Genomic DNA, 12,115 nt, shown 5'->3' on the forward strand with positions numbered 1-12,115 from the left:
GGGTGAGGAGGTGTCCCTCGTGGACGTCGACGCCGGACACGGCGCCGCCCTGGGGGGCGCCCTGCCGACACAGCCGGGTGAGCTGCCGCTCGCTCGCCGGCTGCGGTCGCTGCTCAGCTGGCCGACCACCGACTCGGACCCGGTCACCCAACTGGTCCGCACCCACCGGGGCATCCACGCCGGCACCGACCCCGCGGTGCTGCGCCGTGCCTACACGATCGCGGAAAACATGCACCGCGGGCAGTTCCGCAAGAGCGGGGAACCGTACATCACCCATCCCCTCGCGGTGGCGCAGATCTGCGCCGAGCTGGGGATGGACACCACCACCCTGGTCGCGGCGCTGCTGCACGACACAGTTGAGGACACCCGCTACACCCTCCAGGCACTCTCCGAGGACTTCGGCGGCGAGGTGGCCCACCTGGTCGACGGGGTGACCAAGTTCGACAAGGCGTTCTACGGCAAGGCCGCCGAGGCGGAGACGGTCCGCAAGATGATCGTCGCGGCCGCCAAGGACGTCCGGGTGCTGATCATCAAGCTGGCCGACCGGCTGCACAACATGCGGACGCTCGGGGTGCGCTCCGCGTCGTCGCGGGAACGGATCGCCCGCAAGACCCAGGAGGTGCTGGTCCCGCTCTGTGACCGGCTGGGCATCCAGACCCTCAAACGCGAGCTGGACGACGTGGTGCTGCTGCACCTCGAGCCCGACGAGCACGCCCGGCTGGCCCGGCACGTGCACGATCGGCCGGGCTGGGATTCCTACCTCGACTCGGTCGTCACCCGGACCAGGGTGGCGCTGCGCCGCAGCCGGGTCGACGCCGAGGTCAGCCCCCGTCCCCGGCACCTCTACTCGATCTGGAAGGACACCATCGCCGGGGGCCACACCGCCCCGTACGACCTGCCCCGCATCGTGGTGGTGGTCGACGGCCCGGCCACCGACTGTTACGCCGCGCTGGGCGCGATCCACGGCACCTGGCGACCGGTGGCCGGCCGTTTCAAGGACTTCATCGCCTCGCCGAAGAACAACCTCTACCGTTCGCTGCACACCAGCGTCTGCGGCCCCCAGGACCGCACAGTGGAGGTGCTGATCCGCACCGAGGAGATGCACCGCTCGGCCGAGTACGGCATCGCCGCCGACTTCCGTTTCCCCCAATCGGGGCGTGGCAGCGCCGCGGCCCGTGCCGAACAGCTGGACTGGCTGCGCCGGGTGCTCGACTGGGAGCCGGACGCCGCCGACCCTGCACAGTTCTACGAGTCGCTGCGCTGCGACCTGGCCGAGGGCCAGATCCAGGTCTTCGCCGACGGGCGGCAGGTCGTGCTGCCGGCCGGTGCCACGCCCGTCGACCTCGCGTACGAGCTGGGTAACGACCGGGGCGACCACTGCCTCGCCGCGCGCATCAACGGTCGGCTGGCCCCGCTCAGTTCGGAGCTGGACGAGGGCGACGTGGTGGAGATCTTCACCGAGAACGACGGCGACAACGGCTTCGAGGCCGGTGTGGCGCCGCGCGGCCCCCGGCGGGAGTGGCTGACCTTCGTCAAGTCGCCGCACGCGCAGATGCAGATCAACAGGTGGTTCGCCGAGCACACCGAGCCGGGCATCACGATCAGCGACAAGGTGCGCCTCGGTCGGGCCACCATCGGGCTCGCCCTTCGCCAGCACAACCGGGGCCTCGCCAGTGACCTGCCACTGCTGCGCCTCTCCGAGGAGTTGGGCTACCCCGACCTGGAGACCCTGTTGGTCGCGGTCTTCGACCGGGTGATCGAACCAGACACCGTGGTCCGCCAGCTCATCGACCTCGTCGACCATCGACAGTGACCCGGCGGGCCCCAGCGCGACCGAAGGACATTCGTGACCACTAGCCTGGAGTCATGATCCCCCGCTCCCGCGCCACCGGTCGGGCCCTCTTCTACCAGGCCTTCTACCGGCTGCCGCTGCCGGTGCGTCGGCGCCTGGTCCGGCTGGTCGTGCCCAAGTACATCGTCGGCGCGGTGACCCTGGTCCGGGACACCGAGGCGACGGGCGCGGGTCGCTTGCTCATGCTGCGCCAGCCGCCCGGCAAGGGTTGGTCGCTCCCCGCCGGCCTGCTCAACCGGGGTGAGGCTCCGGTGGTGGGCGCGGCCCGTGAGCTGTTCGAGGAGTCCGGTGTCCGGCTCCCACCGTCGCGGCTGCGCCCGGCGGTGCCGAACGCGATCGTGCACGCCAAGGGCTGGGTGGACATGGTCTTCGAGGCCGAGGTGCCGGCGTCCAGCACCGAGCTGACCGTCGACGGCGGGGAGGTCTTCGAGGCCGCCTGGCACCCCCTGGACGATCTGCCCAAGCTGACCTGGCCGACGGCCCGGCTGCTCGCCTACTACGACATCGGGCCGCTGGCCGGGCAGTTCCCGCCGCCCGTGCCCGACGACACCCCGTGACCGGGGCGGCCGGTGTGCCGGCGGAGCTGTGCGCGGTGGTGCTGGCCGCCGGCGAGGGTACGCGGCTGCGCCCGCTCACCGAACGGCTACCCAAGGCGCTCTGCCCGGTGGGCAACGTCTCCCTGCTGGATCGGGCGTTGGCGCGGTTGGCCGGCCTGGGCCTGACCGGTCCCGATCGGGTGGCGGTGAACGCCTGTTACCTCGGCGACCAGGTGGTGGCGCACGTCGGCGACCGCGCACACCTGTCGGTGGAGCCGGGCGACCCGCTGGGCACCGCGGGCGGGGTGGCCAACCTGCGGGACTGGATCGACGGGCGGCCGGTGCTGGTCGGCAACGCCGACGCGTACCTCGCTGACCCGGCCGCTCCCCCGGGCCCGGACGTGGCCGCCCTGCTCGACGGCTGGGACGGGCACACCGTACGCCTGCTCGGCCAGCCCGCCGCGGACCCGGCGGCGCCGGGCACCTTCGCCGGGCACTGCTTCACCGGCTTCTCGCTGCTGCCCTGGCGGCTGGTCCGTGACCTGCCGGTCGTGTTCTCGGACCTGGTCCGCGCCGTGTGGCGTCCGGCCGAGGCCGCGGGCGCCCTGACTGTGGTGCCCTACCCGGGCACCTTCTTCGACACCGGAACCCCGGCCGACTACCTGGCCGCCAACCTGCACGCCGCGGCCGGCGGCGTTCTCGTCGAGGAGTCCGCGACGGTGACCGGGCACTGCGTGGAGTCGGTCATCGGCACGGGCGCCCGGGTTGACGGTGACGTGTCCCGCACCGTGGTGTGGCCGGGCGCGACAGTACGGGCCGGCGAGCGGCTACGGAACGTGATCCGGGCCGGGAGCGACCTGACAGTGCCCTGCCCCGCCCAGGGCTGAGCCCCGACGGCTCCCGCCTCCGGTTTCGCACCGGAACATCTAGCATGGGCGACGACGCCGACGAACGGAGAAATGCCCCGTGATCACCGCGATCGTGCTGATCGACTGCGCCACCGATGCGATCCCCGAGGTGGCGGAGAACCTGGCCAACCTTCCCGGTGTCAGCGAGGTCTACTCGGTGGCCGGGCACGTCGACCTCATCGCCATCGTCCGGGTCCGCGAGTTCGACCAGATCGCCCAGGTCATCGCGGGCAGCATCTCCAAGGTCCCGGGCGTGCTCAACACCGAGTCGCACATCGCCTTCCGGGCGTACTCCCAGCACGACCTGGAGGAGGCGTTCGCGATCGGTCTGGCCAGCGCCGACTGACCCGCTCGCCGTTTCGGGGGGCCGTGCCGGCCGCACGGCGGCGCGTAGCGCGCACAGGGCGGCCGGCCCACCTCAAGTGTGGACCGGCCGTCTGCTGTGGCTACGTCAGCTCTCGCTGGGAGCCGGTACCTCGGTGCTGCCGCCGCCCGGAGCCGGCGACTCGGTGCCGGTGCCGCCCGGAGCCGGGGACTCGGTGACAGTGCCGCCCGGAGCCGGGGACTCAGTGCCGGTGCCGCCCGGGCTGGGCGTACCGCTGGCGCTGGTCTGCGGAACCGGGATGCCCAGCTTGTTGGCGAGCGCCACCAACTCGTCGTAGTGCGTCTGCAGCGTCGGAAGCGCCGTCTGCGCCAACTGGACCACCGACTGCTCGGAGCCCTGCGAGATCTCCGTCTGGGTGGCCTGGATGGCCTGGACGTGGCCGGCCAGCTCACTGGTCACCCAGAGCCGGTCGAACTCCGCACCGCTGGCGTTGTTCAGCTTGTCGATGACCGCCTGCTGATCGGCACTGGGCTCGTTCGGCAGTTCCACCCCGAGCTGCGACGCGGTCTGCTGCACCGTCTGGTCCAGCTGGGTGTGGTCGGTCTTCAGCATCGCGCCCAGGTCCTTGACCCCCTGGTCCTGACCCTTCTGCTGAGCCAGGTCACCAGCGGTGATCTCGAACAGGTTGACCTGGTGTACCGCCTGCAGGTACTGGGTGTCCTGCGTTGACGGCTGTGCCGCGGCCTGCGCGGCCGCAGCCGGCGCGACACCGACAAGTACCAGCGCGGCCAACAGGCCGAGGCGTTTGATACCCAACATGCTTCCCCCCCTTGAGACGTTGGACCGCACGGATACCCGGCTCACCGTGGTTATTCCTGCGATCGCCCGTCGCGCGGGGTCGACCGGTCCCATCAGGGGCGTCCGACTCCTGGTCGGATGGGTCCCGGGGGTGTGGATACGACGGAGCGCCCGCCGGAATCCGGCGGGCGCTCCGTAACTGTGTGACTGGGCGGTCAGCGGCGGCTCTCGCCGCTGCCGATCTCCTCGCGCTCCGGTCGGGCCTCGACCGGCGGGTGCCCCGGCGAGACCGGTGCCTCGACCGGCTTCTCGATCGGGTAGAAGAAGCCCCGGATGGCCGGGCCGAGGGCCCCCAGCCGGTTCATCTTCTTGGGCACGACCCAGCCGACGTAGTCCAGCTGGCCGTGACCGTCAGCGTGCCCGTTGGACGCGCTGAGCGGCTGGTGCACCTCGACGAACCGGCCGTCCGGCAGGCGCCGGATGATGCCGGTCTCCACGCCGTGCGCGAGCACCTCCCGGTCGTGCTGCTGCAGACCCAGGCAGAGCCGGTAGGTGACGTAGTACGCCAGCGGCGGGACCACCAGCAGGCCGACACGGCCCGCCCAGGTCATCGCGTTCAGGCTGATCTGGAACTTGTCAGCGATCACGTCGTTGGCGCCGGAGAGCGTCAGCACGATGTAGAACGAGACGGCCATGGCGCCGACGGCGGTCCGGGCCGGCGCGTCCCGGGGACGCTCGAGCAGGTTGTGGCTCTTGCGGTCCTTGAGGTGCCGGGCCTCCAGGAACGGGTACATCGTCGACAGGCCCACCAGGATGCCGGGTAGCACGACAGTCGGCCAGAACAGCGGCGGAATGACGTACCCGTCGCCGAGCGGGATGTTGATTTCCCAGGCCGGCATGAGTCGGGTCGACCCGTCGAGGAACATGACGTACCAGTCGGGCTGGCTGGCGGCCGAGACCACCCACGCCTCGTACGGGCCGAACAACCAGATCGGGTTGATCTGGAACAGACCGCCCATCAGCGCGATGACGCCGAAGACGACCATGAAGAAGCCGCCCTGCTTCAGCGCGTACCGCGGGAACATCCGCTCGCCGACCACGTTGTTGTTGGTCCGGCCGGGGCCGGGCCACTGGGTGTGCTTCTGCTTGAAGACCAGACCCAGGTGGACGCTGATCAGCGCGACCAGCAGACCCGGGATGAGCAGCACGTGGGCGATGAAGAACCGGCTGATGATGATCGTGCCAGGGAACTCGCCGCCGAAGACCGACGAGGTGACCCAGGAGCCGATCACCGGGATGGACAGCATGATCGCCGAGGCGATCCGCAGGCCGGTGCCGGACAGGCCGTCGTCCGGCAGCGAGTAGCCGGTGAAGCCGGCCAGGAAGCCGACCCAGAACAGCAGCGAACCGATGATCCAGTTGGTCTCACGCGGCTTGCGGAAGGCACCGGTGAAGAAGACCCGCAGCATGTGCACGACGATCGCGGCCATGAACAGCAGCGCCGCCCAGTGGTGCATCTGCCGCATCACCAGACCGCCGCGGACGTCGAACGAGATGTCCAGGCTGGAGGCGTACGCGGCGGACATCGGGGTGCCCTGCAGCGGTGCGAAGCTGCCGTCGTAGACCACCTCGGTCATCGCCGGCTCGTAGAAGAAGGTGAGGAACACACCGGTCAGCAGCAGCACGATGAACGAGAACAGCGCGATCTCGCCGAGCAGGAAGGACCAGTGGTCCGGGAAGACCTTGTTCAGCAGCTTGCGCAGCGGGGTGGCCACCTGGAAGCGGTCATCCACTCCCACTGCGGCCTTGCCCGGCGTCGCCGCAAGGTCGAACTTTCGACGCTTCATGGCCGCTCCCAGAAATCAGGCCCGACGGTCTCGGTGTAGTCGGACTTCGCCACGAAGAAGCCCTCGGAGTCCACCTCGATCGGCAGCTGCGGCAGCCGCCGGCTGGCGGGGCCGAAGACTGGCCGGGCGTTGTCGGTGATCAGGAACTGGGACTGGTGGCACGGGCAGAGCAGCCGGTTGGTCTGCTGCTCGTACAGGCTGGCCGGGCATCCCGCGTGCGTGCAGATCTTGGAGAACGCCGCGTAGTTGCCCCACATGTAGTCGCCGTGGCCGATCTTCTCGTTGGCCCGGCGCGATTCCTGTGCGTCCGAGTCGCGGAGATGGATCAGCAGCGTCGGCGAGTCGGCGTGCTTGTTGCTCACACCGTGGTCGATGCCGGGGAAGACGGTGATCTGGCCACCGGTGCTGATGTCCGCCGGACGGACCGGACGGCCGTCCTCGCGGACCAGGCGGATCCGCTCGCCGCCCTCGGGCGTGGCGAACCCGGTGGTGAACATCTGGTTATTCTTGTGCGGCTGCGAGATCAGGCCGCCGACCAGCGGCGCCGCGGCGACCGCGGCGACCGGCGCGAGACCGGCCAGCAGCGAGATGCCGAGCAGGGGGCGACGCTTCACGCCCAGCTCGTCCGCCATGTAGAGCATGGTCTGACCGGTGATGGTGCGGCCGTCGGAGTCCACCTGGCCCTCGTGCCGGTCCTGGATCGAGACCTCCTTGGGCAGCAACTTCTTGCCCCAGGTCAGGATGCCGAAGCCGACGGCGAGCAGCGCCACGCCGAGGGTGAAGCCGAGCAGCGGGGTGTAGAACTTGTCGCCGCCCCGGCCCGCCTCGTACTTCCACGGCCACCAGATGTAGATGGCCAGGAAGGCGGTCGCGGCCAGGCCGGTGATCAGGAAGAAACCGGCGACCACCCGGGTCAGCCGACGCTCCGCCTTGGTGCCCGGCAGCACCTGCGGCTCGTAGTGGACGATCTCGATGTCGTCCCGACGCGCGCCTTCACGAACGATGTCGAACCGGGTCAGCTTGGGGTCGTTCACGTCGAGCGGCTCCGGGCCCTGTGGGGCCTGGTGCTCGGGGTGGGTGCTCATGCCGTCACCTCGCTACGGGTGGCGCCGAGCGGCACCACAGCACTGAATCGGATGGCCTGCTCGATCACGACTTACCCGCAATCCACAGGCTAGCGAAGACGAGCGCCACGATGCCAACCAGGAAGATCGCCAGGCCCTCGGTGGACGGGCCGTACCGCCCGAGGTTCAACCCACCCGGGTCCTGGTCGTGCTTCAGCGTCTCCTGGATGTAGGCGATGATGTCGGCCTTCTGCTCCGGCCGGAGCTGGTTGTCGCCGAACACCGGCATGTTCTGCGGGCCGCTCAACATCGCCGCGTAGATCTGGCGGTCGGTCGCGGGGTGCAGGCTCGGGGCGAACTTGCCCGAGGAGAGCGCACCACCGCCGCCACCGAAGGCATGGCACTGCGAGCAGTTGATCCGGAACAGCTCACCGCCGGCGGCGATGTTGCCGTCCTCGCGGAGGTCGTCGCCCTCGGGCACGACCGGGCCGCCGCCGAGCTCCTGGACGTACTGGGCCAGCTGACGGGTCTGCTCGTCGGTGAAGACCGGGGGCTTGCGGTGCGCCTGGGCCTCCTGGCGGGCCAGCGGCATCCGCCCGGAGCTGACCTGGAACTCGACCGATGCCGCGCCGACGCCGATCAGGCTCGGCCCGCGGCCCTCGACGCCCTGGGCGTTGCGGCCGTGGCAGGTCACGCAGCTCACGTCGAACAGCGCCTTGCCCTCGGCGGCGGCGCCGGTCAGCTGCGGGTTGTCCTGCGCCTGGGCGCCCGGGGCGAAGACGGTGTACGCGCCACCGGCGAGCATCAGCGCGGCGATCAGCCGGACCGCGGCGCCCAGCCGGCGGCGGCCCCTGCTGCGCGCGGCGGGCCGCTCGCGCAACCGCGCGAGCAGACCGCGTCGGCGGTCGTTGTCAGAAGTCATGAGCGGTGTCCTTAACCGGTTGGACCTGTCTCAGGGGACGGAGCAGCAGCGCGGAATGTGACGCGCAAGATCACTGGAGCCAGTAGATCATGGCGTACAGCCCGATCCACACGACGTCGACGAAGTGCCAGTAGTACGACACGACGATCGCCGACGTCGCCTGCGCCGGAGTGAACCGGCCCATGGTCGTACGGACCATGAAGATGATGAAGGCGATCAGACCACCGGTCACGTGCAGGCCGTGGAAGCCGGTGGTCAGGTAGAACACCGACCCGTACCCGTCTTCGTTGATCTTGATGCCGTCGGCGACCAGGTGCCGGTACTCGTTCAGCTGGCCGAGGACGAAGATCAGGCCCATCACGAAGGTGACGGTGAACCAGCGCCGCAGCGCGTGCACGTCACCCTTCTCCGCCGCGAAGACGCCGAGCTGGCACGTCACCGAGGACAGCACCAGGATCACCGTGAAGGTGGTCGCGTACGGAATGTTCAGCGCCTCGGTGTGCTTCTCCCACTGCTCCGGCGCAGCCGCGCGGATGGAGAAGTACATCGCGAACAGCGCCGCGAAGAACATGAGTTCGCTGGAGAGCCACACGATCGTCCCGACGCTGACCATGTTTGGTCGGGTCAGAGAGTGGATCCGGCTCTTGTCAATGGCTGGGGCCGCAGTCACGCCGTCATTATTGCCCCTGACCGGGGCCGCCGATCAGCGGGGTGGCAAACCTGCGCCTTCCGTGGCCCGAGCGTCAGGGTCCGGTTCGCCTGGCCTAGCCTGAAAAGCGTGCTGCACGTCGATTCGATCTTCGCCGCCACCTCGGCCCCGCCGCCGTTCACCGTCGGCGCGGTGCTGACCGAGACCCGGCTGGACAGCTGGCTGGCCCTCGGCCTGGTGCTCGCCGCCGGCCTGTACCTCTACGGCGTGTACCGGCTGCGCCTGCGCGGCGACCGCTGGCCGATCACCCGTACCGTGTTCTTCCTCGGCCCCGGCCTGGGCGGCATCGCGCTCGTCACGGTCAGCGGGCTGCACGCGTACGACACCGCGCTGCTGTCAGTGCACATGATCCAGCACATGGTGCTCTCCATGGTGGCGCCGATCTTCCTGGCGCTGGGCGCGCCGATGACCCTTGCCCTGCGGACCCTGCCGGTCGGGCCGCGCAAGCGCCTGCTCGCGATCGTGCACAGCCGCGTCGCCCGGGTCTACAGCTTCCCGCTGGTGGCGTTCGCCATCTTCGTGGTCAACCCGTTCGTGCTGTACTTCAGTGACCTGTACCGCTACACCCTCGAACACGCCTGGGCGCACGAGCTGGTGCACGCGCACTTCATCATGACCGGCTGCGTGTTCTTCTGGCCGCTGCTCGGCCTCGACCCGCTGCCCGGCCGCTGGCCGTACCCGGCGCGTGCGCTGCTGATGCTGCTCTCCGTGCCGTTCCACACAGTGCTCGGCCTCACCATCATGCAGAGCAGCACGCTCTTCGGCGGTGACTGGTACCCGTCGCTCAACCTCGGTTGGGTCGACCCGTGGCAGGACCAGGTGGTCGCCGGCGGCATCCTCTGGGCCGGTGGTGAGTTCGTCAGCGTGACAATGCTCGCGGTGCTGGTGGTGCAGTGGGTCAAGCAGTCCGAACGGGAGGCCCGCCGGGTGGACCGCGAGCTGGACCGCCAGGAGGCCCGCGAACGCGCCGCCGACGCCGCGCCCGCCTGAGCTGCCCGGACGGTACGCCCCGACGCGCGACGCCGGGCGGGATGTCGGCTACGTCACGCCGACCGGTACGATCTGCGGGCAGCTACGAGGTGGGAGTTCCGGCATGACCGATCGTCTTTGCACCGTGTTGCTCTACAGCGACGACCCGCAGGTCCGCGATCGGATGCGGATGGCCGTCGGCACCCGGCCCGCTCCCGGTCTACAGATCGAGTTCGTCGAGGCGTCGACCTACGCGGAGACGATCCGGCTGGTCGACGACTACGAGATCGACCTGCTGCTGCTCGACGGTGAGGCGAGCCCGGGCGGCGGCATCGGCATCGCGCGGCAGGTCAAGGACGACCGGGACGACGCTCCCCCGACCTGCCTGGTGATCGCCCGCGCCGCCGACCGATGGCTCGCCGCGTACGCCGAGGTCGACGCGACGCTGGTGCACCCGCTCGACCCGGTGACCACCGGCGGCACGGTGGCCGAGTTGCTGCGGACGCACGCACCCGCCTGACGTCCCACGCTCCTCCGGCACCCCCACGGCGCCGGATCTCCTCGGCGCCGGTTCCAGCCCACCCGCACTTCGCATGCTCGGGAGGCCCGCCATGGGCGATCGGACCTGGCCGCACCTGCTCAACGCGCTGCTGCGCGGTGACGAACTCTCCACCGCCGACACCGCCTGGGCGATGGACGAGATCATGACCGGCTCGGCGAGCGCGGCGCAGATCGCCGCCTTCGCCGTGGCGCTGCGGGCCAAGGGGGAGACCCCTGCGGAGCTGGCTGGCCTGGTGGAGGCGATGCTCGGTCGCGCGGTCCCGGTGGCGCTCCCCGAGGAGTTGCGCCGTACCGCGCTCGACGTGGTCGGCACCGGCGGTGACCTCGCCCACACTGTGAACATCTCCACGATGACGGCGCTGGTGGTCGCCGGCACGGGTGTCCGTGTCGTGAAGCACGGCAACCGGGCCGCCTCCTCCCTGTGCGGCACCGCCGACCTGCTGGAGTTCCTCGGCATCCCGCTGGATCTCGGCCCGGAGCAGGTTGCCCACTGTGTCGAGGAGGCCGGCATCGGGTTCTGCTTCGCGGCCCGCTTCCACCCCGGGATGCGGCACGCCGGCCCGGTTCGCCGCGAGGTGGGCGTGCCCACCTTCTTCAACTTCCTCGGCCCGCTGACCAACCCGGCCCGCCCCCGGGCCGGCGCGGTCGGCTGCTTCGACCTGCGGATGGCCCCGGTGATGGCCAGCGTGTTCGCGGCCCGTGGCGACTCGGCGATCGTCATGCGCGGCGAGGACGGGCTGGACGAGTTCACCACCGCCGCGCCCACCCGGGTCTGGGCGGCCCAGGGCGGCACCGTACGAGAGGTCGTGCTGGACGCGACGGACCTGGGGGTACCCCGGTCCACCCTCGCCGACCTGCGGGGCGGTGACGCCGCGTACAACGCTGGCGTGGCCCGTCGTCTGCTGGCCGGCGAGACGGGCCCGGTTCGGGACGCGGTCCTGGTCAACGCGGCGGCGGCGCTGGCCACCCAGGGCCCGCTGGACGGCGACCTGACCGAGGCGCTCCGCGCCGGCCTGGCCCGTGCGGCCGAGTCGATCGACTCCGGCGCGGCCGCCGCGACCCTGGACCGCTGGATCGAGACCGCTACCGCCGCCTGACCTCACCACCACCCGCCCCGTCGGCGCCCGACCCGTCGGGCGGCGGTGTCTCGGCCGATGATCGACTCGGGTTCCCTGAATCCGCGGTTACCGGGCAGCCCGGATGCCCCGACTTCATTGCAGTCGAGTGGATCACGCGGATTCCGACGAGCGGGCGACCGTGCACGGAGATTTGTCGGACCCGTCTGGGAAACTACAGGTGAGTAGTTCTCTGCTGCCGTCGGTGCGTCGTTGTCGCATCCGGGGGCGGTCCGCCTGGTATCCGAGAGGAGACGCCCGTGTCGCACCGCGAGCTCTACTGCGACGTCTGCGAGGGCGTGGCGTTGTTCGAGGCGCCGCCCTGCGTCGACAGCCACGGCACCGACTGTCCAGAGCTGATCTGCACCGACTGCGGCGCCGCCGTGGTGATCGGCACGTTCGCCTTCCCGGTCACCCGGCTGGCCGCCCGCCGACGCCAGCCCGCCCGCCGCGCCGCCTGACCACAACGCGCCGCCCTGACCGCAGCACCGCCGCCCCGACCACAGCGC

The 12,115-nt window shown here is 70.4% G+C and carries 13 protein-coding genes; 8 read left to right on the forward strand and 5 right to left on the reverse strand.

What is annotated here, in order from left to right:
• Positions 1–19 precede the first annotated feature (19 nt).
• The 4 genes from AB0C19_RS07450 (at position 20) to AB0C19_RS07465 (ending at position 3,642) form a co-directional block, all read left to right on the forward strand.
• A complete protein-coding gene (locus tag AB0C19_RS07450; RefSeq protein ID WP_357181609.1) occupies positions 20–1,813 on the forward strand; it encodes an HD domain-containing protein in 1,794 nt (597 codons plus the stop codon).
• 53 nt (positions 1,814–1,866) lie between these two features.
• On the forward strand, positions 1,867–2,409 hold the full coding sequence (locus tag AB0C19_RS07455) for an NUDIX domain-containing protein (protein WP_357180906.1): 543 nt from the start codon (positions 1,867–1,869) through the stop codon (positions 2,407–2,409).
• The gene (locus tag AB0C19_RS07460; protein ID WP_357180909.1) at positions 2,406–3,275 is read left to right on the forward strand and encodes a sugar phosphate nucleotidyltransferase; all 870 of its coding nucleotides are present in this window, start codon (positions 2,406–2,408) and stop codon (positions 3,273–3,275) included. Before AB0C19_RS07455 ends, AB0C19_RS07460 begins: the two co-directional genes overlap by 4 nt.
• A gap of 79 nt (positions 3,276–3,354) precedes the next feature.
• Complete coding sequence (locus AB0C19_RS07465) at positions 3,355–3,642, forward strand: Lrp/AsnC ligand binding domain-containing protein (RefSeq protein ID WP_074313163.1); 288 nt, start codon at positions 3,355–3,357, stop codon at positions 3,640–3,642.
• Positions 3,643–3,747: 105 nt separating this feature from the next.
• Here the strand turns inward: AB0C19_RS07465 and AB0C19_RS07470 are convergent, their stop codons facing one another.
• The 5 genes from AB0C19_RS07470 to AB0C19_RS07490 form a co-directional block, all read right to left on the reverse strand.
• Positions 3,748–4,440, reverse strand: a complete 693-nt coding sequence (locus tag AB0C19_RS07470; protein WP_238680080.1) for a DUF4142 domain-containing protein — start codon at positions 4,438–4,440, stop codon at positions 3,748–3,750.
• A gap of 194 nt (positions 4,441–4,634) precedes the next feature.
• Entirely contained in the window at positions 4,635–6,266 is a 1,632-nt protein-coding gene (locus AB0C19_RS07475) for a cytochrome b N-terminal domain-containing protein (RefSeq protein ID WP_357180913.1), read from the reverse strand.
• Positions 6,263–7,351 (reverse strand): Rieske 2Fe-2S domain-containing protein, encoded by a 1,089-nt coding sequence (locus tag AB0C19_RS07480; protein WP_357180916.1) that lies wholly within the window; start codon positions 7,349–7,351, stop codon positions 6,263–6,265. Before AB0C19_RS07480 ends, AB0C19_RS07475 begins: the two co-directional genes overlap by 4 nt.
• 64 nt (positions 7,352–7,415) lie before the next feature.
• A complete protein-coding gene (locus AB0C19_RS07485) occupies positions 7,416–8,252 on the reverse strand; it encodes a cytochrome c (protein WP_238682815.1) in 837 nt (278 codons plus the stop codon).
• A gap of 70 nt (positions 8,253–8,322) precedes the next feature.
• Positions 8,323–8,922: a heme-copper oxidase subunit III gene (locus AB0C19_RS07490; RefSeq protein ID WP_112582810.1), complete on the reverse strand. Its 600-nt coding sequence runs from the start codon at positions 8,920–8,922 to the stop codon at positions 8,323–8,325.
• 99 nt (positions 8,923–9,021) lie between these two features.
• On the opposite strand from AB0C19_RS07490, the gene AB0C19_RS07495 reads away from it, so the two are divergent.
• The 4 genes from AB0C19_RS07495 (at position 9,022) to AB0C19_RS07510 (ending at position 12,067) form a co-directional block, all read left to right on the forward strand.
• Positions 9,022–9,951, forward strand: a complete 930-nt coding sequence (locus tag AB0C19_RS07495; protein ID WP_357181612.1) for a cytochrome c oxidase assembly protein — start codon at positions 9,022–9,024, stop codon at positions 9,949–9,951.
• A 103-nt stretch (positions 9,952–10,054) separates the two neighbouring features.
• Complete coding sequence (locus tag AB0C19_RS07500; protein WP_091407513.1) at positions 10,055–10,450, forward strand: hypothetical protein; 396 nt, start codon at positions 10,055–10,057, stop codon at positions 10,448–10,450.
• A gap of 91 nt (positions 10,451–10,541) precedes the next feature.
• Entirely contained in the window at positions 10,542–11,588 is a 1,047-nt protein-coding gene (gene trpD, locus AB0C19_RS07505) for an anthranilate phosphoribosyltransferase (protein ID WP_357180921.1), read from the forward strand.
• 278 nt (positions 11,589–11,866) lie between these two features.
• The gene (locus tag AB0C19_RS07510; RefSeq protein WP_357180924.1) at positions 11,867–12,067 is read left to right on the forward strand and encodes a hypothetical protein; all 201 of its coding nucleotides are present in this window, start codon (positions 11,867–11,869) and stop codon (positions 12,065–12,067) included.
• The last annotated feature ends 48 nt before the right edge of the window (positions 12,068–12,115 follow it).

The organism is Micromonospora sp. NPDC048842 (genome assembly GCF_040649935.1).
GTDB lineage: Bacteria > Actinomycetota > Actinomycetes > Mycobacteriales > Micromonosporaceae > Micromonospora > Micromonospora hortensis.

Bases quoted from the DNA above. Each gene is read 5' to 3' on its own strand.
- AB0C19_RS07480 (WP_357180916.1), bottom strand. From the start codon at position 7,351: ATGAGCACCCACCCCGAGCACCAGGCCCCACAGGGCCCGGAGCCGCTC.
- AB0C19_RS07500 (WP_091407513.1), top strand. From the start codon at position 10,055: ATGACCGATCGTCTTTGCACCGTGTTGCTCTACAGCGACGACCCGCAG.
- AB0C19_RS07455 (WP_357180906.1), top strand. From the start codon at position 1,867: ATGATCCCCCGCTCCCGCGCCACCGGTCGGGCCCTCTTCTACCAGGCC.
- AB0C19_RS07475 (WP_357180913.1), bottom strand. From the start codon at position 6,266: ATGAAGCGTCGAAAGTTCGACCTTGCGGCGACGCCGGGCAAGGCCGCA.
- AB0C19_RS07485 (WP_238682815.1), bottom strand. From the start codon at position 8,252: ATGACTTCTGACAACGACCGCCGACGCGGTCTGCTCGCGCGGTTGCGC.
- AB0C19_RS07470 (WP_238680080.1), bottom strand. From the start codon at position 4,440: ATGTTGGGTATCAAACGCCTCGGCCTGTTGGCCGCGCTGGTACTTGTC.
- trpD (WP_357180921.1), top strand. From the start codon at position 10,542: ATGGGCGATCGGACCTGGCCGCACCTGCTCAACGCGCTGCTGCGCGGT.